Genomic DNA, 22,853 nt, shown 5'->3' on the forward strand with positions numbered 1-22,853 from the left:
CGCGTCCGAGCAGCAAACGCAGACAGACCTCAGGGGCAATGTATCCCGGGGGCAGTGAGGCAGTGATGGCGGATATTCAGTTCTCCCATAATATGGGGGCCTACGGGCGTACACCCGAGGCTGAGCCGGAGTTATCCGGCACCTCTTTGACAACAATGACCAATCTGGCAGGGGCCGCCCTGTCACTGGCGCTGATCGCGGGGATCGGGGTCTGGGGCTACAAACTGATGGTGCGTGATGTCAGCGGCATTCCGGTCGTGCGCGCGGTTCAGGGCGAGATGCGGGTGCGTCCCGAAGAACCCGGCGGACAGCTGGCCCGTCATCAGGGGCTCGCGGTCAACTCGGTTGCCGCCGAAGGTTTTGCCTCCGGCCCGGTCGATCAGGTGGCGCTGGCGCCGCGCACAGGCGGGCTCGCGCAGGAAGATCAGCCGGTTCCGGCTGCGGCTCCCGTGATCGCTCCTGAAGCGCTGCGCCCTGCAGCAGAAGCCTTTGATCCGCCGTCCGCGCCGGTTGAACCGGCACCGCCCGCAGCGACCGCCGATGTGCCGGCACCTGCAAAGAAAACGCCTGCTGCCAAAGTGCCGGCAGATACGAATGCTGCTGTATTGCTTGCCGCAGCTGAAGCTCTGCCGCAGCCTGAAGAGGTTCTGGCAGACGGGCCTGGCCTTAAGATTTCCGCGCGCCCGCGTCTGCGGCCGGCCACAGCGCCCGCCATGGTGCAGAACGCATCCTTTACCACCGCACCTGTGACCGCGGAGATTGATCCTTCGAAAATCCCCGGTGGCACAAGGCTTGTGCAGCTTGGCGCTTTTGACAGTGCTGTGATCGCGCGCGGTGAATGGGACCGGTTGGCAACCAGCTTTGGCGACTATCTCGAAGGTAAATCCCGTGTCGTTCAGGAAGCGCAGTCGGGGGGGCGTACCTTCTACCGCCTGCGGGCGATGGGTTTCAGGGATCTGAATGATTCCAGACGTTTCTGCGCCGCCTTTAAAGCTGAGGGTGTGGACTGTATCCCCGTCGCGAGTAAATGAACCGGTTCGGAGCGACGATCCTTGACGCGGACGGGCTGAGCCTTTCTGCGGAGGAAAAAGCGTTTTTCCGCGATGTGAATCCTTACGGATTCATTCTTTTCGCCCGCAACATCGACAGCCCCGATCAGGTGCGCGCGCTTTGCGCTGAGATGCGCGCCTGTGTGGGGCGCGATGCACCGGTTACCATTGATCAGGAAGGCGGACGGGTACAGCGTCTGCGCGCCCCGGTCTGGACAGAATGGACCCCGCCGCTCGATTTCGTCACCGCCGCCGGCGAGAAAGCCGCAGAGGCGATGTACCTGCGCTACCGGCTGATTGCGGCGGAACTGCACGCGTTGGGGATCGACAGCAACTGTGCGCCCATGGTTGACGTGGCAGGCCCGGGCACGCATGACTTTCTGCACAACCGTTGCTATGGCACCGATCCGGACACAGTCGCAAAACTGGGACGGGCGGCCGCTGAGGGGATGATCGCCGGTGGTGTGATTCCGGTGCTCAAACACATTCCCGGACACGGGCGCGCGACCATGGACAGCCACTACGATCTGCCACGGGTCGCGGCCTCGCTAGAGGAGCTTGATGCGGTGGATTTCGCACCGTTCCGGGCCCTCAAGGATCTGCCCATGGGGATGACCGCGCATCTGGTCTATGACGCCATTGATGACAAACCCGCCACTCTGTCGGAAAAGGTGATGAAAGTGATCCGTGAGGACATCGGGTTTGAAAACCTCATCATGACCGATGATCTCGCGATGAAGGCGCTTGAGGGCAGCCTTGCTGATCTCGCGCGCCAGGCGCTGGCGGCGGGCTGTGATGTCATCCTGCACTGTAACGGCACGCTCGCCGACCGCCGCGAAGTGGCAGAAGCCGCGGGCGAGATGAGTTTCGGCGCACAGACCCGCGCCTTGCGGGCGCTCAACGGCCGGATGGCGCCCGACGATATTGACATTCCCCGCGCAACTGCTCAGCTTGAGACGCTGTTGAGCAGGGCGTGAAAGTCGATATGAGGCATGGCTGAAATCCCTTTTGAGGAAGACGCGGTTTCGGTTGCGGACCGCATGGCGGCCGAAGCGCTGATTGTCGATGTGGACGGGTTTGAAGGCCCGCTCGATCTGCTCCTGACACTCAGCCGCACCCAAAAAGTCGATCTGCGAAAGATTTCGGTTCTCGCACTTGCAAAGCAGTATCTGGCCTTTGTCGAAAAAGCCAAAGCGCTGCGGCTGGAGCTTGCAGCGGATTATCTGGTGATGGCCGCCTGGCTGGCCTTTCTCAAATCCCGGTTGCTGCTGCCGCCCGATCCTGAGGAGGACGGCCCCAGCGGCGAGGAACTGGCCGCTCATCTGGCGTTTCAGCTTGAGCGGCTTCAGGCTATGCGCGATGCCGCGGCCCGTCTGATGGGGCGTGACCGGCTGGGGCGCGACTTTTTTGCCCGCGGGCAGACCCATGAGGTCACCCGGACCCGCAGGATTGAATACACCGCCACGCTGCTTGATCTGATGCAGGGCTATGCCCGGATCCGCACGCGCGACGAATTCCGCCCTTTTGTCATGGATCGCGATGCGGTGTTCACGATGGAGCAGGCACTGGACCGGATGCGCGGGCTGATGGGCTTTGCAGGGGACTGGACGGATATTTCCAGCTATCTGCCCGAAGGGTGGGAAACCGACCCTGTGCGCCGGCGCTCGGCGACCGCTTCGACCTTTGCGGCCTCGCTGGAGCTTGTTAAGGAAGGGTATCTGGAGATCCGCCAGAGCGACACATTCGCGCCGCTGCAGCTGCGCAAAAAGGACCGGCCCTCTTGAGCACAGAACCTGACATCAGCGACACAGAGCAGAGCCTCTTTGAGGCCCCGCCGATGGGAGAGCAGGAGCGCATGGTTGAGGCGATCCTCTTTGGCGCTGCAGAGCCTGTTTCCCTGCGCGAGCTGACCGCGCGCATGCCGCACGGCTCGGACCCGGCAGAGGCCATTGTGCATCTGCGCAAACGCTATGAGGGGCGCGGCGTGAACCTGTGTAAAATCGGCGATGCCTGGGCGATGCGCACCGCACCAGATCTTGGGTTTCTGATGCAGCGCGAAACAGTCGAGACCCGCAAGCTCAGCCGCGCGGCCGTGGAAACGCTTGCGATCATCGCCTATCACCAGCCTGTCACCCGCGCCGAGATCGAAGAAATTCGCGGCGTTTCCGTCAGCCGTGGCACCGTGGATCAGCTGCTGGAGATGGAATGGATCCGCTTTGGCCGCCGCAAGATGACGCCGGGGCGGCCGGTGACTTTTGTGGTCACCGAAGGGTTTCTTGATCACTTTGGCCTTGAGAATGCGCGCGATCTGCCGGGGCTCAAAGAGCTTCGCGCCGCTGGTCTGCTGGAGAACCGTCCCCCGCCAGGCAGTCTGCCTGTTGCCGGTGATCCGGATGAGGGAGAAGAGGAATCCACCGAAGGCCAGAGCGAGCTCTTTGAGGACTGATATCTCCTGAAAATCGCCACATTCCCGCGCTACCTCTCTCTCAGAGCAAAAAGAGGACAGGCAATGGAACGGGTATTGAATATGATCCTGCGGATGGTAATACGCAGGCTGACAAGCCGGGGTATCAGCGCAGCGGTGAGCAAAGCCGGCGGTGGTCAGCGCGCACGCAACGGCACGAAACACATACGGCGGTCGGCGCGTATGGCCGGGCGCGCCACGCGGATGTAGCCGGCGTTATTCCGGCGCTTTGAAGTGCTTGGAAAGTTTGAGGCCCTGGCCCTGATAGTTGGACGCGATCCCCGCGCCATAGAGTTGCGTGGGCTCTTCGGTCATGGCTTCATAGACCAGACGTCCCACGACCTGACCGTGCTCCAGCACAAAGGGCGCTTCGTGACAGCGCACTTCCAGAACGCCACGTGATCCCGCACCTCCCGATGCCGCATGGCCGAAGCCGGGATCGAAAAAGCCCGCGTAGTGCACACGAAACTCGCCGACCATCGCGAGATATGGCGCCATTTCAGCTGCATAGCCGGGCGGGATGGTCACAGCCTCCCGGCTCACCAGTATATAGAACGCGCCAGGATCCAGGATGATCTTGCCGTCATCGCTGTGCACGTCTTCCCAGTATTCCGTCGCGCGGTAGTGATCAATGCGATCGAGGTCAATCACGCCGGTGTGCGGCTTTGCACGGTACCCTACCAGCGTGGTGTCCGGCAGGCGCAGATCGACGGAAAACCCAAGTCCCGCGTCGATCACCGGGTCCCGGTCGACCAGCGGTGTTTGCGCATGCAGCGCGCGCAGGGCCGTGTCGTCGAGAACGGCCTCGCCGCGCCGGAAGCGGATCTGGTTCAGCCGCATGCCCGGCCGCACCAGAACCGAAAAAGAGCGCGGGCAGATCTCGGCATAGAGCGGTCCGTGATAGCCCGGTGCAATGCGGTCAAATTCGGTGCCGCCGTCGGTGATTACCCGCGTCAGCAGGTCAAGCCGGCCGGTGGAGCTTTTGGCGTTGGCGACCGCCTGGATGTCGTCGGGCAGGGCCAGCGATTCAATCAGCGGCACCACATAGACACAGCCCTTTTCGAGCACAGCGCCTTCGGTCAGATCCACTTTGTGCATCTCGAATTCTTCCAGGCGATCGGACACGCGCGCGCCGGCACCGGTCAGGAAAGACGCGCGAACCCGCCACGCCGTACGACCCAGGCGCAGATCCAGGCTTGCCGGCTGTATCTGGGCGTCGGTGACAGGGCGGCTGGTGGCAATCTGGTTTTCGTCGATCATCTTTGCGATCATCTGATTTGGTAGAACGCCATTCATGCCGCCGGCTCCTGAAAAGACAAAGGCCCGCGCAACTGCTGCGCGGGCACTTTATGCATGTCGGTAGTGGTCGGGCTAGCAGGACTCGAACCTGCGACCTTCCGTCCCCCAGACGGACGCGCTACCAGGCTGCGCCATAGCCCGACATGAGCCGCTTCATACCCGATCAGAGCCCGATGGCAAGACCCAAATGCCACCGGATCAGTCTTTGCCGGCATCTTTGCCCGGGCCTGACAGATCGGCCCTGAGTGCTGCAAGCTGTTTTAAAAGCGGCCGGATACGGTCAGCGGTATCGCTGTCGATCCGGGTGATACGTGCAAGGGCGGTGAGGGCGGAGGGCGCCACTTCAATCTCATCCTCATGCGGCACCGACGGTACATCGACCGTGGCAGGGCGCACGGGTTCTATGGCCGCCTCGGGTGGTGATACAGAGAAGGGGCCGGTATTCTCGTCAGAGCTGTCTCCGGTGGTGTCTTCCGCGCCTGCTGCAGTTTCCTCAGGCTCAACCGGTTCCGCCTCGTCCGGCGTGGTCTCTGCGGGCAGGTCGTCATCGCCCCGGGCGGTGCTGTCGTCGTCGCCCGCATCCTGCAGGGGTTTCGTCAGGAAATCAGGCAGATCAGCAGTTTCACCTGCGGTGGCGTCCGCGGATGCAATCTCGCCAGAGGCGGATTCGGCTGGTGCTGGATCTTCCTGCTCTCCTGGCGCGCCCTCACCCTCGGAGGAAAAATCAGCATCGCTGTCCAATGCGTCCGGCGCGCTGTCATCCTGTTCCGGTTCGTGGCGGGCGTGCGAGAAACTCACTTCCCCGGTGGCGTGCTCGCCTGTCTTTTCCGGCTCAGCATCCTGAGGGTTTCCGGCAATTTCTTCGGGTGCGTTTTCCGCAGGATCGGGCGCGACGCTTTCGAAAAGCTCCGGCCCTGGATCCGCGGCCTGATCACCTGCTCCCTCCGGCCCGGGTGCCGCGTCCTGCGCGGGTGCTTCGTTTCCGGCCGGTGGTGCCGGTGCAAATGCAGGGGCCGCTGCGGTGTCTTCGTCGAGTGCGGCCATGGTCAGATCATCAAGAGGCCGGGACATATCGGCGACATGCGCCACGCCTTTCTCCCGCAGCATCTTCTGCGCGCCTTTGATGGTCAGTCCGTCTTCGTGCAGCAGCTGCCTGAGCCCGCCAAGCAGCAGCATGTCGGAGGGGCGGTAGTACCGCCGGCCACCCGCGCGTTTGATCGGCTTGACCTGTGTGAACTTACTTTCCCAGAAGCGCAGCACATGCGCCTGAACGCCCAGCCAGTCAGCAACTTCTGAGATCGTGCGGAATGCGTCCGGCGACTTGGACATCAGGTCAGGACTTGTTTCCGTCGGCCACACGGTCCTTCATCAGATGCGAAGGCCGGAAGGTCAGAACACGGCGCGGGTTGATCGGAACCTCTTCGCCCGTCTTGGGATTGCGGCCGACGCGGGCCGATTTGTCACGCACGGAAAAGGTGCCGAAAGAGGAGATTTTCACCTGCTCGCCGCGCACCAGCGCATCAGACAGATGTTCCAGCACTGTCTCTACAAGCTGCGCGCTTTCGTTGCGCGACAGGCCAACCTCGCGGAAGACCGCTTCACTCAGATCCATACGTGTCAGTGTCTTTTCGGCCATCATATCCCCCCACGGTTTTAAGCAACCATAGGGGAGAGGGTTTTTCCGAGTCAATATCAATGACTTGGACTGCACGCCCTGAGCGAAATTAACCCGCTTACCAGCGCAGAACGACCGCTCCCCAGGCCAGTCCGCCGCCGATTGCCTCTGTCACGATCATATCACCCTGCCGGATCTGCCCGCGTTCGACGCCCACAGACAGCGCCAGGGGAATCGATGCGGCAGAGGTATTGCCATGATCCTGCACCGTCACGACAACCTTTTCCATCGGCAGGCCAAGCTTTCTGGCGGTGCCCTGGATGATGCGGATGTTGGCCTGATGCGGCACGATCCAGTCGACATCCTCCGGGGCGATGCCCGCGCGCTCCATGGCGGTGGTGGCCGTGGCCGCCAGTTTTTCGACGGCATGCCGGAAAACCTGATTGCCCTGCATGCGCAGATGTCCCGTTGTGCCGGTGGAAACGCCGCCATCGACATAAAGCAGATCCTGATAGCGCCCGTCCGAGTGCAGATCTGTTGAGAGGATGCCGCGGTCTTCGGCGGTGCCGGTGAGGTCTCGCCCTTCAAGCAGCAGCGCGCCCGCGCCATCCCCGAAGAGCACACAGGTCGAACGGTCTGTCCAGTCCATGATCCGGCTGAAGCTTTCGGCGCCAATGACGAGGACGCGCCGCGCCTGGCCCGACAGGATCAGCGCATTGGCATTGCTGAGCGCATAGACAAAGCCCGCACAGACGGCCTGCACGTCAAAGGCAAAGCCTGAAGTCATACCCAGGCGTGCCTGAACCATCGTGGCGGCTGAGGGGAAGGTCAGATCAGCGGTCGACGTGGCGACAATGATCGCATCCACGTCTTCTGCGGTGACACCGGCGCTGGCCATGGCGGCTGTCGCGGCGGCGGCTGCCATATCTGATGTGGTCTCACCCTCGGCTGCGAAGTGCCGGCGTTCGATGCCCGAACGGGAGCGGATCCATTCATCTGTCGTGTCGAGTTTTTCCTCGAATTCGGTATTGGGTACGACGCGGGAGGGCAGGTAGTGGCCAACACCGGCGACGACGGCGCGCAGGGGCATCAGGGGGTCTCCTCTCCCGGCAGGCCGGCGACACGGGCCGCCAGCTTGTCGGTGAACTGTATATCAGCGAGCTGTGCTGCGAGCCTGATGGCTGCCGACACGCCGGTTGCATCCGCAGAGCCATGCGATTTCACCACGGTGCCGTTCAGCCCCAGAAAGACGCCGCCGTTCACCCGGCGCGGATCAATCTTCTTTTTCAGCCGGTTCAGCGAGGTATAGGCCAGCAGAGAGGCCAGCATCGACAGCGGCGAATAGCGGAAGGCCTCACGCAGACGGTCACCGATCAGGCTGGCCGTACCTTCGCCCGTTTTGATAGCGACGTTACCGGTAAACCCGTCGGTGACGATTACATCACAGACATCGCCGGCAATATCGCCGCCTTCGACAAAGCCGACAAATTCAAACCCGGCTTCCTCGTGGTGATCACGAATCAGCTCATAGGCCTCTTTGAGTTCGGTGCGGCCCTTGTGCTCTTCGGTGCCGACATTCAGCAGGCCAACCCGGGGTCGGGGCAGGTCGAGCCCGTTGCGCGCATAGGACATGCCCATGAGGGCAAAGCGCAGCAGGTCATCGGCATCCGCCCGGATATCCGCGCCCACGTCCAGCATGACATTAAAGCCCTGAGGGTTGGACGACGGGTAAAGCACGGCAATCGCCGGCCGGTTGACGCCCGGCAGCTTGCGCAGGCGGATCATCGACAGCGCCATCAGCGCGCCGGTGTTGCCACAGGAGATCGCGACCGAGGCCTCTCCGTCACGCACGGCCTCGATAGCCGACCACATGGAGGTGCCCTTGCTGTTGCGTACGACCTGGCCGGGTTTGTCGTTCATCGACACGACATCGGGCGCGTGCCGGATATCACAGCGGCCTTCCAGCACGCGTTTTCGCGCCACGAGAGCTTTGAGCTCTTCGGCCGGTCCGTGCAGGATGAAACGGATATTGTCGTTCTTCTGGGCGGAGGTGCTGCAGCCTGCAATAACGGCGGCGGGGCCATTGTCCCCGCCCATCGCATCTACGGATATGGTGATCCGTGCGGCTTTCGCATCTGCCTGATCGGTCTGCGCCGTCATATTGCGACCGCCCCTAACCTTGCTGCCTTATTGTTAAGGCAAAGGTTTAGGCCGCGTCGTCTTCCAGATCAATCTCTTCTGTCAGTGCAACGACTTCCTTGTCGTCATAATGGCCACAGGCCGCACAGACATGGTGGGGGCGTTTCAGCTCACCACAGTTGGTGCATTCGTTCGGATTTGCAGCCACCAGTGCATCATGCGCGCGACGGTTGTTGCGGCGCGATTTGGAGACTTTGTTCTGTTGAACAGCCATTGGTTCAGGCCTTTTGTCTTTCGGGGCCGGTCACGCAGGTCTGCGCGGGGGCCGGGTTTCGGATTCTGTCCCGTCGGGCGGGCGTCACGTGCGTTTAGGGCCATGGCCCTCAGTTGTCCAACCCTTAATTGGGTGAGGCGCGCAAAATACTGCGAATTCCGCCCTGTGCAAGTGGTTTTTCCGCAGGCCGCACGGTGCCGGCGCGAGCTTACCAGATCCTAGTCTTTCTGCCCTGTTGCGGCGACGTGGAGAAGAGGAGTGAGGCCGTGATTTCAGTGACAGCTGTTATGCCACCGGCAACTGCAAAACGCCGCCCGCACCGCCGGTACCTGTTGAGACTTCTGCCCCGGGGCAACTGGCAAAGATCGCGGTTGCAGAGGCCCTTGCTGCGGGTCTGGAGCTGCCGTCCAATGCGCAGGGTCCTGCGGCTTCGCAGATCGCAAAAGGTGCTGACCCATTGGCTCTCTTTTCGCTGCAGATACAGCACAATACTGCTACCCCCGACGGGATGGACGGCACGCAGGTGTCTGCGGTCCGGGGTGAAACGCCTGCAACCGGCGGCACCTCTGCAACCGACGACGGAGCCGCTGTCCCCGCCGGGGCAAAGCAGGTGGCCGAGGAGACCGGAGAGTCGGCCATGGCGGCAGTTCTTGCCTGTCAGACTTCAGTAACATCGCTTGCCGGGGCGGGCGACAGTCCGGCACAGGCCGCGCTGGATCTGCTGAGCTGACTGTAAAGGCGCCGGGGCGGGTCGCCGGGCTGATCCCGCACAGCTCCGTAACACATCCGGTGCCGTAGAGCAGAATGTCCCTGCATGCCGGAAAGTCGTCCTTTCAGATGCTGAAGCGCTGATATCCCGCCTGCGGGCGTCAGTCGTCCCCGTCAGGTGTTTCCAGCTGATCCCGCAGCCCGGCAAGCCCTGCGAAGGGTTTCGCATCTTCATCGCGCATTGGCTTTTTGCCGGGTTCGGTAAAGACGGCTTCTTTCAGTTCAGCGCCCGGAGCACGTGGATAAAGCGGCACGGCAAGCACCAGCGCTTCTGTCATCACCGCCGCAGGATCGATCCAGCGCCCGAGTGCTTCGGTGGTGTCATCCTCCGGCATCTCGGCCTCGGGCGCATCGACGTCGATAAAATCGCGCTGAAAAAGCCTGGTCACAGGCGCATCGATTCGCGTGGTGACAGGCTCAAGTGTGACGCCGCAGGGCTGCACGATCGTGGCGCCCAGAACGGCCTCCAGACGCCAGTCGGCTTCACCCTCCGCCCGGAGGCTGCCGGTAAAGGACAGCTTGCGCAGATCAGACAACCTGAGCTCTGCGCAGATCTGCTTTGTGCGCGCCGTGTCGGGCCTCAGAGAAAAGGATGTGACAGCGTTTTGCGCCAGGTCGGCAACGCGCAGCGCCGTGTCGGAGGGAGGTGTCTGCTTCATGCTTGCTACTTTCGTTCCTTGAACCATGGGCCTGGCATGGTGTAAGCGGGATAAAAGCCAAAGGCGCCAGGGGCAAGAGGGCAGACGAATGCAAAGCAGTACACCGTCGAGGAAACGCGGCCCGGCCGTGCGCCGTTTATGCTGTGCGGTGGCGATGTGCGCTGCACTTGCCGCCTGTGGTGCCACTTACCGCAACCACGGATATGTGCCCACAGCAGAAGAGCTTGACCAGATCGCGGTTGGCGTCGACACCCGCGCCAGCGTTGAGGAAACGCTGGGGTCATCGGCTGCGGGCTCAGTTCTGCAGGATGACGCGATGTATTTCGTACGTAGCCGGGTGAAGAACTTTGCACTGCTGGACTCCGAAGTGGTTGAACGGACGATTGTCGCAATCAGCTTTGACAGCGCCGGTGTGGTCCGGAACGTCGAAACCTTCGGGCTGGAGGACGGGCAGGTGGTGCCGCTGGCGCGGCGCGTTACCGACACCACGGTCGAGGGACGCACCTTCCTTGGTCAGCTCTTTGGTAATATCGGACGGTTTACCCCCAGCGGCATCGACGGCTGATCGCTGTCACGCGCCCGTGACCTGCCCGTGGTAACGGGACGCAGACCTCGTGTGCGGGAGGCACGCCATGTGTGAGCTGATCAGAGGCCACCTGAAAGCCCGCCGGGCAGCGGATGCACATGACCTGGCGCGGGCGCGGGCGCTCCGGTTGGCCGCATTCGGGGCCGCAGGCGCCGGGACCAACGATGTTTTTGATGAGCAGTGTACGCAGATTCTTATCGAGGATATGCACAGCGGCGATCTGTTGTGCTGTTTTCGTCTGATGCAGCTGACACCGGATGCGCTGACCCGCTGTTACTCCGCACAGTTCTATGAGCTTTCCACATTGTCGCTGCAAGAGGGTCCGATGATTGAGCTTGGGCGTTTCTGCACAGCACCGGGGCTGCGCGACCCGGACGTTCTGCGTCTGGCCTGGGCCTGGATCACGCGCCATGTGGATGAAGCCGGTGTGACGCTGCTCTTTGGCTGCGCGTCTTTCAGCGGCACGCAGACGACCGAGTATCTCGACACCTTCGCGATGCTGCGTGCCCGTCATCTCGCACCGGACCGCTGGCTGCCCCGCGTCAAAGCGCCGGAGGTTTTTCGCTTTGCGGCCCGCTTGCGGCGCAAACCGGATATCAGAAAAGCCATGACACGTATGCCGCCGCTTCTGCGGTCCTATCTGATGATGGGGGCCTGGGTCAGCGACCACGCAGTGGTGGACCGTCAGATGAACACACTGCACGTATTCACCGGAGTCGAAATCGGCGCTATCCCGCCCGCGCGCAAACGGCTGCTGCGCGCGATTGCCTGAACCCCGGACGGGATTTTTTCCGCGTGGTGCACGCCAGACGTTGACGTGGCGCCCGCCCCGGCATAGCTGGCTGGCATGGCCCGTGTCCCTCTACTGCAGCTCACAGATATTTCGCTGACCTTCGGCGGTGATCCCGTTTTTGACGGACTCAGCCTTGTCGCACAGCCCGGCGACCGCGTGGCGCTGGTGGGACGCAACGGCTCGGGCAAATCGACGCTGATGAAGGTGATGGCCGGCCTCGTTGAGCCTGACCGCGGCGAGGTTATCGCCGGGCCCGGTGTTTCCGTCGGATATATGGAGCAGGACCCGGACCTGTCGGGCTTCGCGACGCTGGGGGATTTTGCGGCCCATCTGCTCGAGCCGTCTGAGATGTACCGGGTGGAGCGCGCGGGCGAGGGGCTCAAGTTTGACCCCGCCAGGCCGGTGGAAACTGCCAGCGGCGGAGAGCGTCGGCGCGCGGCACTTGCGCGGCTGATGGCGGGGGAGCCCGATCTGATGCTGCTCGATGAGCCGACGAACCATCTGGATATCGAGGCCATAGCCTGGCTTGAGAATGAACTGAAACAAAGCCGCCAGGGCTATATCATCATCAGCCACGACCGTGCCTTTTTGCGCGCGCTGACGCGGGCGACGCTCTGGATAGACCGTGGTGTCGTGCGCCGGCAGGAAAAGGGTTTCGGTGATTTCGAGACCTGGCGCGACGCGGTATGGGAAGAAGAAGACACTCAGCGTCACAAACTTAACCGCAGGATCAAAGCCGAGGCCCGCTGGGCCGTGGAAGGCATCTCTGCGCGCCGCAAACGCAATATGGGGCGGGTGCGCGCATTGCAGGATCTGCGGGCAGAGCGCGCGGCACAGATCACCCGCCAGGGCACGGCTGCCATGGCGCTGGATCCGGCCACGAAGTCCGGTAAAAAGGTCATTGAGGCCACGGGCATCACGAAATCATTCGGGGACCGGACGATCCTGCGGCCCTTCAGCCTCACCGTACAGCGCGGTGACCGGATTGCGCTTGTCGGCCCCAACGGTGTGGGGAAAACGACCCTGCTTAATATGCTGATCGGGCGCGAGGCACCGGATGAAGGCGAGGTAAAACTGGGCACCGGTCTGAGTGTGGCGCTTTTCGATCAGGGGCGCGACGCGCTTGATCCGGATATGACGCTCTGGGACAGTCTGACGGGGGATCCCGATATGCGCGTTTCGGGCAAAGCTGACCAGATCATGGTGCGCGGTGCCCCCAAACATGTGGTCGGATATCTCAAAGAATTCCTTTTTGACGAGGCCCAGGCGCGGGCGCCGGTGCGGGCGCTCTCGGGCGGCGAAAAGGCGCGATTGCTGCTGGCCAAACTGATGGCGCGGCCGGGCAATATGCTGGTTCTCGATGAGCCCACGAACGATCTCGACGTCGAAACGCTCGATCTGCTGCAGGATATTCTGGGTAGCTATGACGGCACGGTGCTGCTGGTCAGTCACGACCGTGATTTTCTTGACCGCGTCGCCGCGACCACGATTGCCATGGAGGGTGACGGTCGCGCGACGGTCTATGCTGGCGGCTGGAGCGATTATATCAGCCAGCGCAGGACCATCCGGAGCCGTCCGCAGGCAGCACCTGAAAAGACGGCTACGCCTGCTGCGGAAAAGCCGCAGGCCGCGGCAACAAAGGGACTGAGCTTCACGCAGAAACACCGGCTCGAGGCCCTGCCGGCAGAGATCGAGCGACTGGAGGCGGAGATCGCGAAGCTGGAAGAGCTGCTTGGTGATCCGGATCTTTTCGAGCAGAACCCGGTGAAATTCGGCAAGGCGACCGATGCGCTGGTCGAACGGCATGCAAAGCTGGACGCCGCGACAGAAGAATGGCTGATGCTGGAAGAAAAAGCGGCCGGTTAAACCAGCGAAACCAGATCGCCCTCACGGACCATGCCGCCTGTCACAATTGAACAGTTCAGCCCCGAGCGGTGTTCGAGCAGGTCGCAGATCGTTTTGCCGGTGACCATATCAATATAACGACATGGCGTGTTGAGCCGCCCGCCACGCAGAATAACCCCGCCCACCCGGAACTCACGTCCCACCAGATGATTGAGCGGCACGTCGCGCACCGTGAGGTTGCGTCTGTGCTCATGAGGCTCAAGCGTGATGTCGTGATCGCGCGCCAGCGCTTCCAGAGTTTCGATCTCGGTCAGCGTCACTTCGCGCACGTCCGGGAGTTGCGAATAGGTGCCGCTGTCCACGCCCCTCGCATAGCGGTCGCCCGCAAGCCCCACGCCGGGCAGACACTGAATGGCACGATGCGCTGTCATGGGTGCGCGGGCCTTCGGGGCCGTGTGGATGTGTAAAAGCTGTCCCTGCCACATGGCTTTTCCCTTTTATCAGCGCATGCGGAGCGCGCCGTCGATACGGATCACTTCGCCGTTCAGATAGCCCGCACTCACGATGAACCCGGCAAGGGCTGCGTATTCCGACGGATCCCCGAGGCGCGGCGGGCAGGGGACGTCAGCGGCAAGCTGCGCCTGCACCTCTTCGCCGAGACCGGCAAGCATCGGTGTCATGAAAATCCCCGGTGCAATGGTCATCACCCGGATGCCGCTGCGCGCCAGATCCCGGGCCATGGGCAGGCAGAGCCCCACGACGCCGCCTTTTGAGGCGGCATAGGCCGTCTGACCCTTCTGTCCGTCAAAGGCCGCGATGGAGGCGGTGTTGATGATCACACCGCGCGCGCCGTCTTCATCCGGGTCGTTGTGCTGCATGGCGTCCGCGGCCAGCCGCGCGACGTTGAATGTACCCACAAGATTGATGTCGACAGTCCGTTGGAAAAGTCCCAGAGGATGCGGCCCGTCGCGCCCGGTCGTTTTGGCGGCATCCGCGATCCCTGCGCAGTTCACCGCAACAGTGATGCGGCCCATTCTGTCCCGTGCCAGGTCGATGGCCGCCTGCACCGAAGTCTCGTCGGTGACATCGGTCTGCGCAAAATACCCGCCGGTCTCAGAGGCCACGGCAGCGCCGCGTTCGGCATCGCGGTCAAGAAGTGTCACCTGTGCGCCATGCTCTGCAAGCCAGCGCGCCGTTGCCTCGCCGAGACCCGACGCACCGCCTGTGATGATCGCTGCTGTTTCCGTCAGTTTCATGCCTGTCCTCCCCGGGGTTGCCGCTGCTCAGGTTTTCGGTATCCCCGGACCTGAGCACGGCTGGCCTTCAGCCCAGCTGCACCAGCGCGTGACGCTTTTTGCCGGCGCTCAGTTTGATCGGCGACGAGAGCGCCGCGGCATCGATCATCAGGCCTGCGTTGGTCAGCGGCTGGTCGTCAAGGCGCGCGCCGTTCTCCGCGATGAGACGTTTGGCCTCTTTGCCCGATCCTGCGAGCCCGGATTTCACAATCAGCTGCACGATGGAGATCCCGTCACCGAGATCTTCTGCAGAGAGGTTCAGCGTCGGCAGGTCATCCCCCACGCCGCCCTTTTCAAACACCTCACGCGCAGTCGCCTCGGCAGCAGCAGCCGCCTCTGGCCCGTGCAACAGCGTGGTGATTTCACCCGCAAGCCGGATCTTGGCCTCGTTTATCTCTGCGCCCGCGAGCGCCCCCAGACGGTCGCATTCATCCACCGGCAGTTCGGTATAGAGTTTCAGAAAGCGCCCGACATCGGCATCCGTGGTGTTGCGCCAGAACTGCCAGAACTCATAGGCACTCAGCATATCGGCGTTCAGCCAGACGGCGCCCGACTGCGATTTACCCATCTTTTTGCCGTCCGAAGTGGTCAGCAGCGGCGACGTGAGACCATAGACCTCGCCCTCAATCACCCGCCGTGTGAGATCGATGCCGTTGACGATATTGCCCCACTGATCCGAGCCGCCCATCTGCAGAACACAGCCATAGCGCCGGTGCAGCTCCATGAAATCATAGGCCTGCAAAATCATGTAATTGAATTCAAGAAACGACAGCGACTGCTCACGGTCGAGCCGCGACTTCACGCTCTCAAACGACAACATCCGGTTGATCGAGAAATGTCGTCCGATATCGCGCAGGAAATCGAGGTAGTTGAGATCATCGAGCCACTCGGCGTTGTTGATCATCAGCGCATCCGTCGGGCCGTCACCATATTTCAGATAGGCGGAAAAGACGTCTTTGATGCCCGCGATATTGTCGTCAATGGCTGACGGTGTCAGCAGCGGGCGTTCATCGGCGCGAAAGGACGGATCCCCCACCTTCGTTGTGCCGCCGCCCATCAGCGTGATCGGTTTATGCCCGGTTTTCTGCAGCCAGCGCAGCATCATGATCTGAATGAGCGAACCCACATGCAGCGATTTCGCGGTCGCATCAAAGCCGATGTACCCGGGCTGCACGCCCGACATCAGCGCGTCATCGAGCCCCTGATAATCCGTGCAGTCCGCCAGAAAACCACGTTCGGTCATAACGGCGACAAAATCTGATTTCGGGTGCCAGGTCATCTTACTTGCTCTCTGCGGTGAATGCGCCCACTCTATAGGCGGTGAAATCGTAAAGGAAAAGGCTTTGAGCAGGGCCATCCCGAAAACCGGATCCGTTACAGCGCTGGGGGCAATGAGCGGCACATCGCTGGATGGCGTGGATGCAGCCGTTATCCGCACAGACGGCGTGACGATCGGGAGCTTTGGTGAGAGCGGATACCGCGCGTACACAACAGAAGAACAGCAGATCCTGTCGGCCGCTCTGGGCCAGTGGTCGGGGCCTGCGGCAGAGGCTGCAACGCGCATCGTTCAGCAGGCACATGAAGAGCTTCTGGCTGAATTCACCGGCGTTGATCTGGTGGGCTTTCACGGCCAGACGCTTGCACATGCCCCGCGGACACGCGGCACGTATCAGGCCGGCGACGGTGCCGCTCTCGCGAAATCGCTCGGGCGCCCCGTGGTCTGGGATTTCCGCACAGCGGATGTTGATCTGGGCGGTGAAGGCGCGCCTCTTGCGCCGTTTTTCCATTTTGCCTGTGCGCGCCATATCGGTGCCACCGGGCCGCTGGCGTTTCTCAATCTCGGCGGGGTGGGAAACCTGACATATATCGATCCGTCTTTTGAGCGACCTGAAATGCCCGGTGCTTTGCTGGCCTTTGACACCGGGCCGGCCAATGCGCCGCTGAATGATCTTCTGCGTGCGCGGCGGGGAATGGCTTTTGACAGGGACGGCGCAATAGCAAAGTCCGGCACAGTTGAGCAGGGCGCGCTGGAGCTGTTTCTGGCCGAGCCTTATTTTGCACGTATGCCGCCCAAGTCTCTGGACAGGAATGATTTTTCGCAGATGGTGGCGCTGGTGAGTGAGCTTGTCGACGCTGATGCAGCGGCGACGCTGACGGCGATGTGCGCGGCAGGCGTGGCGGCCGGCATGCAGCATTGTCCGACGCCGCCTGACCGGGTGCTGGTCACCGGCGGCGGGCGTCACAATCCGGTGCTGATGGAGATGCTGAGCGTATCACTCGACTGTCCTGTCATGCCGGTCGAAGACACGGGCCTTGACGGCGATATGCTCGAAGCTCAGGCCTTTGCCTATCTGGCGGTACGTGTGGCGCGTGGCCTGCCGACGTCCTGCCCGGGCACAACCGGGGTACGCGCAGCCGTAGGCGGCGGTATCGTCAGCCTGCCTGAGGCACAGGCGCAGGCGGGCTGAAGCGACCGCGATCAGCCGCGCGGGATGTCGAACTCCGGTGGCGCCAGCGTGAATCCCTCGAACTGAAATCCGGGCGAGACGGTACAGCTTACCAGGGTCCAGTCGCCGGTACTGCGCGCCGCCTGCCAGTTGTGTGCGGGCACGATGATCTGCGGTGCCGCCCGGTTCAGATCCGGACCAAGCTCATGATCCTGCGCGGGCCCCTCATCGGTGGCACTCATCGAGAGGATCAGGGGCGCACCGGCGTGCCAGAGCCAGATCTCGGTTGCGTCAACCCGGTGCCAGTGGCTGGTCTCGCCCGCCGCCAGCAGGAAATATATGCAGGTGCCTGCGGGGCGTCCTGTGCCGGGTGCGACCCAGGTCTGGCGGTAGTGGCCGCCTTCAGGATGCGGGGCGAGGTTCAGTTGCGCGATGATCTCTTGTGCTGTCATCGTCTCAGGCTAGTCTGAGCGCAACTGCGGGCCAAGGGGGAAAGCCGTTGAAAACTATCGTTATCGGCGCGGGCATCATCGGTGCGCTCACGTCCTTCGAGCTGGCCCGCCGTGGGGCTGAGGTGACAGTGATCGATGCGGGCCCGCCGGCGGGAGCCGCGACGGGATCGTCCTTTGGCTGGATCAACGCGAGCTTTTACGAAAACGAAGACCATTTCCGGCTGCGCACGGCGGCCATTGACGCCCACCATGCGCTGGCCGGAACCCTCTCCACCACTGCGGTGCAATGGCAGGGGTGCCTGTGCTGGGAAGAGCGGGGCGCGGCTTTTGATGCGCAGTTCGGGGCCCTGCAGGCGCTCGGCTATGACGTTCGATGCGTCAGCCGCGCGGAATTCGTAACACTGGAGCCGCAGATCCGCCCGCCGGAAAGAGCGCTTCTGTTTGCCGGCGAGGGGGCCGCGGATATCGCCGAACTGGCGCGCAATGCCCTTGATGCGGCAATGGCGCTGGGGGCGCGGCTGGTTACCGGGGTGCGGGTTACCGGACTTGTAAGTCACAACGATGAGATCACCGGGGTGCGCTGGTCCGGTGGCGTCATCGACGCGGACCGTGTGGTACTGGCAACCGGCACGGCAACTGAGCGACTGCTGGCGGATGTCGGGGTGCCGCTGCCAATGCCGGACCGGCCCGGGCTGATCCTGCGAACCGGTCCGATGCCGCCTTTGCTGGCGCATATTCTGGTCTCGCCGGGGCAGGAGCTGCGCCAGCTGAGCGACGGGCGGTTGCTGGCCCCGACGGCCGCCGCACATCAGAGCGACAGGACGGAAAAGATCGTGGAAAATCCGCAGGTGCTGGCGGATGAGGCCGCCGCGCGCGTGAGCCGTCTGATCGGGCAACAGGTCACCTGGGAAACCGTTTCACTGGCCTGGCGGCCGGTGCCGGGGGACGGGCTGCCGGTCATCGGATCCTGCGGGCCGGCGGGGCTTTATGTCACGACCATGCACTCGGGTGCTACGCTTGCGCCCCTCGTGGCCCGGATGGCCGCGACAGAGATCACCGGTGACACGCTGAGCAACAGCGATGCAACGCTGGTCGCACCCTACCGTCCGCAGCGTTTCAGAGATTAAGCTCATAGAAGACGAGGAACTCGGCCATGCCTTCCGGCAGGTCCGCATATGCGCCGCGCGCCCGAAAGCCGAGGCTTTCGTAGAGCCGCTGCGCATCCGTGAAGAGACGCGAGGTATCAAGGAAAACGCGCGAAAATCCGTCCGCCCGTGCCCCCGTAATCAGCGCCTGGGACAGCTGCCGGCCCGTGCCGGTGCCACGGGCGTCGGGCCGGACATAGACCCGTTTGATCTCGGCGTCAGTGTCACTGAGCGGGTGATACATGCCGCAGGCAACAGGCAGTCCGTCGCGTTCTGCAAGCAGGATGATCCTCCTGGGCCGGGCGTGTTTCTCCGCAAGGCCGTCCATCAGCGCCTGATAGCTCTCCAGCCCGTAAGCCATAAGAACAGCGTGGCGCACCTCGTCACTGTGACCCAGCAGATAGTCACGGTACTCCCAGCAAAGCTGCCGCACCACGTCCATATCCGCAGGCCCGTTCGCCTGCCTGATCACGACATCACCCGCGAGAGGCGCGCCGTCAGCGCAGGACAGAGCGGCCTGCGTATTCTGCGGTTTCGCCCAGGGCTTCCTCGATGCGGATCAGCTGGTTGTATTTGGCCAGCCGGTCAGAGCGTGCAAGGCTGCCGGTCTTGATCTGACCGCAGTTGGTGGCCACGGCGAGATCGGCAATTGTCGTGTCTTCGGTCTCGCCCGAGCGGTGCGACATCACATTGGTAAAGCCTGCGCGATGGGCCATATCGACCGCCTTCAGCGTCTCGGTCAGGGTGCCGATCTGGTTGACTTTCACCAGCATCGAATTGGCCGAGCCACGCTCGATCCCCATGGCGAGGCGGGCAGGGTTTGTCACAAACAGATCGTCGCCCACAAGCTGCACACGGCCGCCCAGTGCGTCGGTCAGCGCTTTCCAGCCGTCCCAGTCATCCTCGGACATGCCGTCTTCGATGGAGATGATCGGATAATCGTTCACGAGTGCTGTGAGATAGTCGACATTTTCATCAGAGCTCAGCGTTTTGCCTTCGCCCGCCAGAACGTATTTGCCGTCTTTGTAGTATTCCGTGGCGGCGCAATCCATCGCGAGGTAAATATCTTCGCCTGGCTTATACCCTGCCTTTTCCACCGATTTCAGAATGAAATCAAGCGCGTCCCGAGTGGAGCTGATGTCAGGTGCAAAGCCACCCTCATCGCCGATGCCCGTGGAAAGACCTGCCGCGGAAAGCTCTTTCTTCAGCGTATGAAACACCTCGGAGCCCATGCGTACGGCCTCGCGGATATTCTCCGCCGCCACCGGCATGATCATGAATTCCTGGATGTCGATCGGGTTATCCGCATGCTCGCCGCCATTGATGATGTTCATCATCGGTACAGGCAGAACGCGCGCCGAGGTGCCGCCGATGTAGCGGTAAAGCGGCTGTGTGCAGTAATCTGCGGCGGCCCGTGCCGCAGCCATCGAAACCCCGAGGATCGCATTGGCGCCCAGCCGGCCCTTGTTGTCGGTGCCGTCAAGCTCGATCATCGTGCCGTCGATTTCCACCTGTTCCGTGGCGTCGATGCCCACCAGCGCCTCGGCGATCTCGCCATTCACGGCGGCGCAGGCCTCAAGCACACCCTTGCCCATATAGCGTTTCTTATCGCCGTCCCGGCGCTCAACGGCCTCATAGGCACCCGTGGAGGCGCCTGAGGGAACAGCGGCGCGGCCCATGGTGCCGTCTTCCAGGATGACATCGACCTCAACGGTCGGATTGCCGCGGCTGTCGAGTATTTCACGGGCGTGGATATCGATGATCGTGCTCATGGGTCTCTCCTGTAAATTCTGTTGCTCCGGGTGATACCGGCAGAGGCGCAAAATGGGAAGGGTCAGCCGCTGTTAGCGCGAACATTTCTTTCCCGCCAGAGCGTGTAGAGACCTGATGCGACAATCACCGCTGCACCTGTCAGTGTCATCGCGTCGGGCTCTTCGCCGAAAACACCGACCCCGATCATGAGGGCGAAGAGGATGCGTGAATAGCGGAAAGGTGTGACAAAACTGACCTCTCCCACGCGCATGGCGGCCACGATCGCATAGTATCCCACAATCCCGATCATCAGTGCCAGCCCCAGCCAGACGGCGTTTTGCGGGGAGACAGGCACCATCGGTGTGTCGCCCAGGATCAGCATGATCGCGGCGGTAGGGATCAGCACGATAAACGCCAGAAAACTAAGCTGCAGCGAGGAAGTGCGTGGTGGTACACGGCGTGTCGCGAGATCGCGCAAGGCCAGCCCGAACACACCCTGCACCGCAAAGAGCGATTCCCAGCTGAAGCCATCAAACCCCGGTCGGATGATCATCAGCACGCCGCAGAACCCCACAAGGATCGCGGACCAGCGCCGCCAGCCCACCGCCTCTTTCAGAAAGAGCGCGGCCCCCAGCGTAACCACCAGCGGATTAGCCTGCAGGATCGCCGAGGCGGTGGAGAGCGGTATCAGAGCGATTGCAGTCACAAAACCGATCGTGCCGACAAGTTCGCCCAGAGCCCGCAGCGCAATCGGCAGGGTCATCATATCCCGTGAGAAGAGCGGCTCGCGGCGCAGGATCAGCACCGGAGCAAGCACCAGCGCGCTTCCCAGCCCCAGCATACCCACAATCTGCCCGACCGGCAGATCGGCGGCCATAAACTTGATCAGCATGTCTTCAAGCGCAAAGCCAATCATCGCCAGCACCATCAGTGCCGCGCCACGCAGATTATCCATCAGGGGGTTTCCGTTCGGTTGGTCAAGGACCCGTCTAGGCCCCTCTCAGCGCACTGTCGAGAGCCGCTTTCAGGGTTTCAGGCGGACGAGGATCGTTTTTCCCTGGGTCTTTGTTTCCAGCCGGTCGGAAAGCGCGCCGACAAGGCTGCTGAATTTCGCGTGGCCATAGGTACGCTGGTCAAAATCCGAGTGTGCCGCGACGATCTCGTTTTTGATCTGGCTGAGGTTGTACCACTCGTCGTCCTGCTCGATTTTCTTCATCGCGTTGGATATCCGCTGATAGGCGTGGTTGAGCGATTCTTTCGGCTTTTTCGCGGCCGGCCTGTCTTTGCTGCCGGACTCGTCGCCGTTCAGGTTTTCGATCAGGATAAACCGGTTGCAAACATTGCGCAGGGATTCCGGCGCTTTGTCCTCGCCGATGCCGACCACCATCAGCCCGTCCTCACGCAGCCTGTTGGCCAGGGCGGTGAAATCGCTGTCCGAGGAGACCAGCACAAAGCCGTCAAACCGCCCGCCGTGCAGGATATCCATCGCGTCGATTACCAGACCGATATCGGAAGCATTCTTGCCGGTGGTGTTGGCGGTTTCCTGATGAGCCACCAGCCCGAGACTCTGGATCGTTTTGGCCCAGGAGTTGAGACGCCCGCTGGACCAGTCGCCATAGACGCGGCGCAGCGCAGGCTCGCCGATCCGTTTGATCTCTTCGAGGATCGATCCGGCATATCTGGCCGGCACGTTGTCTGCGTCAATCAGCACTGCCAGCAGGGGGCGGTCGCGTTCAGGCACGTCGTTTCCTCTCGTTCAGTTTCCGGTGCGGGCGCGGGCTGGGACATCAGCCCTTTTTCAGCGGTACGCCATAAAGCTCCAGACGGTGACCGCGCAGCTCATATCCCAGCTTGCGGGCGATCCGGTCCTGCAGCTCTTCGATCTCGGCGTCGACAAATTCGATGACCTCGCCTGAATTCATATCTATCAGGTGGTCGTGATGGTCGCGTTCAGCGTCCTCATAACGCGCGCGCCCGTCTCCGAATTCGAGCTTGTCGAGGATGCCGGCCTCTTCAAATAGCTTCACTGTCCGGTACACCGTTGCGATCGAAATGCCCGCATCCACCGCCGAGGCACGCGCGTAAAGCTCTTCCACATCGGGGTGGTCGTCGCTGTCTTCCAGCACGTTGGCGATAACGCGGCGCTGGCCGGTCATGCGCAGCCCCATGGTTTCGCAGCGTTTCAGGATGGACTTGCTCATAGATCGTTTCCTGTCCGGATGGTCCCCGGTTCTAGCCGGGTTTGGCGCGGGCGGCCAGATCAGAATGCGC

At 62.3% G+C, this 22,853-nt stretch carries 27 protein-coding genes and 1 tRNA gene; 11 read left to right on the plus strand and 17 right to left on the minus strand.

Annotation, left to right across the window (positions count from 1 at the left end):
- Positions 1 to 65: 65 nt before the first annotated feature.
- From G3256_RS07245 to G3256_RS07265, 5 genes are all read left to right on the plus strand, one after another.
- On the plus strand, positions 66 to 1,031 hold the full coding sequence (locus G3256_RS07245) for an SPOR domain-containing protein (RefSeq protein WP_169640180.1): 966 nt from the start codon (positions 66 to 68) through the stop codon (positions 1,029 to 1,031).
- Complete coding sequence (gene nagZ / locus G3256_RS07250) at positions 1,028 to 2,026, plus strand: beta-N-acetylhexosaminidase (protein ID WP_169640181.1); 999 nt, start codon at positions 1,028 to 1,030, stop codon at positions 2,024 to 2,026. The genes G3256_RS07245 and nagZ overlap by 4 nt, the downstream gene beginning before the upstream one ends.
- A gap of 15 nt (positions 2,027 to 2,041) precedes the next feature.
- Complete coding sequence (locus G3256_RS07255) at positions 2,042 to 2,833, plus strand: segregation and condensation protein A (protein ID WP_169640182.1); 792 nt, start codon at positions 2,042 to 2,044, stop codon at positions 2,831 to 2,833.
- A 53-nt stretch (positions 2,834 to 2,886) separates the two neighbouring features.
- The gene (gene scpB / locus G3256_RS07260; protein WP_169642365.1) at positions 2,887 to 3,495 is read left to right on the plus strand and encodes an SMC-Scp complex subunit ScpB; all 609 of its coding nucleotides are present in this window, start codon (positions 2,887 to 2,889) and stop codon (positions 3,493 to 3,495) included.
- Positions 3,496 to 3,558: 63 nt separating this feature from the next.
- A complete protein-coding gene (locus G3256_RS07265) occupies positions 3,559 to 3,723 on the plus strand; it encodes a hypothetical protein (RefSeq protein ID WP_169640183.1) in 165 nt (54 codons plus the stop codon).
- A 6-nt stretch (positions 3,724 to 3,729) separates the two neighbouring features.
- Here G3256_RS07265 and G3256_RS07270 read toward each other — a convergent pair whose 3' ends face one another.
- From G3256_RS07270 to rpmF, 7 genes are all read right to left on the minus strand, one after another.
- A complete protein-coding gene (locus G3256_RS07270) occupies positions 3,730 to 4,809 on the minus strand; it encodes a 2'-deoxycytidine 5'-triphosphate deaminase (RefSeq protein WP_169640184.1) in 1,080 nt (359 codons plus the stop codon).
- 67 nt (positions 4,810 to 4,876) lie between these two features.
- Positions 4,877 to 4,953: transfer RNA gene (locus tag G3256_RS07275), tRNA-Pro, on the minus strand.
- A 57-nt stretch (positions 4,954 to 5,010) separates the two neighbouring features.
- Positions 5,011 to 6,141, minus strand: coding sequence for a MerR family transcriptional regulator (locus tag G3256_RS19215; RefSeq protein ID WP_246227837.1), 1,131 nt, complete (start codon positions 6,139 to 6,141; stop codon positions 5,011 to 5,013).
- Between the two features lie 4 nt (positions 6,142 to 6,145).
- Positions 6,146 to 6,448: an integration host factor subunit alpha gene (gene ihfA / locus G3256_RS07285; RefSeq protein WP_169640185.1), complete on the minus strand. Its 303-nt coding sequence runs from the start codon at positions 6,446 to 6,448 to the stop codon at positions 6,146 to 6,148.
- Between the two features lie 97 nt (positions 6,449 to 6,545).
- Complete coding sequence (locus G3256_RS07290) at positions 6,546 to 7,517, minus strand: beta-ketoacyl-ACP synthase III (protein WP_169640186.1); 972 nt, start codon at positions 7,515 to 7,517, stop codon at positions 6,546 to 6,548.
- On the minus strand, positions 7,517 to 8,587 hold the full coding sequence (plsX, locus tag G3256_RS07295) for a phosphate acyltransferase PlsX (protein ID WP_169640187.1): 1,071 nt from the start codon (positions 8,585 to 8,587) through the stop codon (positions 7,517 to 7,519). The genes G3256_RS07290 and plsX overlap by 1 nt, the downstream gene beginning before the upstream one ends.
- Positions 8,588 to 8,633: 46 nt before the next feature.
- A complete protein-coding gene (gene rpmF / locus G3256_RS07300; RefSeq protein WP_159979744.1) occupies positions 8,634 to 8,840 on the minus strand; it encodes a 50S ribosomal protein L32 in 207 nt (68 codons plus the stop codon).
- Positions 8,841 to 9,297: 457 nt separating this feature from the next.
- On the opposite strand from rpmF, the gene G3256_RS07305 reads away from it, so the two are divergent.
- On the plus strand, positions 9,298 to 9,570 hold the full coding sequence (locus tag G3256_RS07305) for a hypothetical protein (RefSeq protein ID WP_169640188.1): 273 nt from the start codon (positions 9,298 to 9,300) through the stop codon (positions 9,568 to 9,570).
- A 139-nt stretch (positions 9,571 to 9,709) separates the two neighbouring features.
- On the opposite strand, the gene G3256_RS07310 is transcribed toward G3256_RS07305, so the two are convergent.
- Entirely contained in the window at positions 9,710 to 10,267 is a 558-nt protein-coding gene (locus tag G3256_RS07310) for a YceD family protein (protein ID WP_169640189.1), read from the minus strand.
- 88 nt (positions 10,268 to 10,355) lie between these two features.
- On the opposite strand from G3256_RS07310, the gene G3256_RS07315 reads away from it, so the two are divergent.
- From G3256_RS07315 to G3256_RS07325, 3 genes are all read left to right on the plus strand, one after another.
- Positions 10,356 to 10,832, plus strand: a complete 477-nt coding sequence (locus G3256_RS07315; RefSeq protein ID WP_169640190.1) for an outer membrane protein assembly factor BamE — start codon at positions 10,356 to 10,358, stop codon at positions 10,830 to 10,832.
- 67 nt (positions 10,833 to 10,899) lie between these two features.
- Complete coding sequence (locus G3256_RS07320) at positions 10,900 to 11,625, plus strand: GNAT family N-acetyltransferase (protein ID WP_169640191.1); 726 nt, start codon at positions 10,900 to 10,902, stop codon at positions 11,623 to 11,625.
- 75 nt (positions 11,626 to 11,700) lie between these two features.
- Positions 11,701 to 13,512, plus strand: coding sequence for an ABC-F family ATP-binding cassette domain-containing protein (locus G3256_RS07325; protein ID WP_169640192.1), 1,812 nt, complete (start codon positions 11,701 to 11,703; stop codon positions 13,510 to 13,512).
- Here G3256_RS07325 and G3256_RS07330 read toward each other — a convergent pair.
- The 3 genes from G3256_RS07330 to tyrS all read right to left on the minus strand — a co-directional run bounded on the left by G3256_RS07330 (position 13,509) and on the right by tyrS (position 16,065).
- Positions 13,509 to 13,922, minus strand: coding sequence for an MOSC domain-containing protein (locus tag G3256_RS07330; RefSeq protein ID WP_206040801.1), 414 nt, complete (start codon positions 13,920 to 13,922; stop codon positions 13,509 to 13,511). The genes G3256_RS07325 and G3256_RS07330 overlap by 4 nt on opposite strands.
- Positions 13,923 to 13,991: 69 nt before the next feature.
- Positions 13,992 to 14,747: an SDR family NAD(P)-dependent oxidoreductase gene (locus tag G3256_RS07335; protein WP_169640194.1), complete on the minus strand. Its 756-nt coding sequence runs from the start codon at positions 14,745 to 14,747 to the stop codon at positions 13,992 to 13,994.
- Positions 14,748 to 14,814: 67 nt separating this feature from the next.
- A complete protein-coding gene (tyrS, locus tag G3256_RS07340; protein ID WP_169640195.1) occupies positions 14,815 to 16,065 on the minus strand; it encodes a tyrosine--tRNA ligase in 1,251 nt (416 codons plus the stop codon).
- A 64-nt stretch (positions 16,066 to 16,129) separates the two neighbouring features.
- Here tyrS and G3256_RS07345 point away from each other — a divergent pair, with 64 nt between their 5' ends.
- The gene (locus tag G3256_RS07345) at positions 16,130 to 17,254 is read left to right on the plus strand and encodes an anhydro-N-acetylmuramic acid kinase (protein WP_169640196.1); all 1,125 of its coding nucleotides are present in this window, start codon (positions 16,130 to 16,132) and stop codon (positions 17,252 to 17,254) included.
- A gap of 11 nt (positions 17,255 to 17,265) precedes the next feature.
- On the opposite strand, the gene G3256_RS07350 is transcribed toward G3256_RS07345, so the two are convergent.
- Positions 17,266 to 17,685 carry a cupin domain-containing protein gene (locus G3256_RS07350; protein ID WP_169640197.1) on the minus strand — a complete coding sequence of 140 codons (420 nt, stop codon included), beginning with the start codon at positions 17,683 to 17,685 and terminating at the stop codon, positions 17,266 to 17,268.
- Between the two features lie 47 nt (positions 17,686 to 17,732).
- Here G3256_RS07350 and G3256_RS07355 point away from each other — a divergent pair, with 47 nt between their 5' ends.
- Complete coding sequence (locus G3256_RS07355) at positions 17,733 to 18,812, plus strand: NAD(P)/FAD-dependent oxidoreductase (protein ID WP_169640198.1); 1,080 nt, start codon at positions 17,733 to 17,735, stop codon at positions 18,810 to 18,812.
- Here G3256_RS07355 and G3256_RS07360 read toward each other — a convergent pair.
- The 5 genes from G3256_RS07360 to G3256_RS07380 all read right to left on the minus strand — a co-directional run bounded on the left by G3256_RS07360 (position 18,802) and on the right by G3256_RS07380 (position 22,783).
- Complete coding sequence (locus G3256_RS07360) at positions 18,802 to 19,302, minus strand: GNAT family N-acetyltransferase (RefSeq protein ID WP_246227839.1); 501 nt, start codon at positions 19,300 to 19,302, stop codon at positions 18,802 to 18,804. The two genes, G3256_RS07355 and G3256_RS07360, sit on opposite strands and share 11 nt — an antisense overlap.
- 25 nt (positions 19,303 to 19,327) lie before the next feature.
- Positions 19,328 to 20,602, minus strand: a complete 1,275-nt coding sequence (gene eno / locus G3256_RS07365) for a phosphopyruvate hydratase (protein ID WP_169640199.1) — start codon at positions 20,600 to 20,602, stop codon at positions 19,328 to 19,330.
- Between the two features lie 62 nt (positions 20,603 to 20,664).
- A complete protein-coding gene (locus G3256_RS07370) occupies positions 20,665 to 21,537 on the minus strand; it encodes a DMT family transporter (RefSeq protein WP_169640200.1) in 873 nt (290 codons plus the stop codon).
- A gap of 69 nt (positions 21,538 to 21,606) precedes the next feature.
- Complete coding sequence (locus G3256_RS07375; RefSeq protein WP_169640201.1) at positions 21,607 to 22,323, minus strand: NYN domain-containing protein; 717 nt, start codon at positions 22,321 to 22,323, stop codon at positions 21,607 to 21,609.
- Positions 22,324 to 22,369: 46 nt separating this feature from the next.
- The gene (locus tag G3256_RS07380; RefSeq protein ID WP_169640202.1) at positions 22,370 to 22,783 is read right to left on the minus strand and encodes a Fur family transcriptional regulator; all 414 of its coding nucleotides are present in this window, start codon (positions 22,781 to 22,783) and stop codon (positions 22,370 to 22,372) included.
- Positions 22,784 to 22,853: the final 70 nt, after the last annotated feature.

It is taken from the genome of Roseobacter ponti (assembly GCF_012932215.1).
Lineage (GTDB): Bacteria > Pseudomonadota > Alphaproteobacteria > Rhodobacterales > Rhodobacteraceae > Roseobacter > Roseobacter ponti.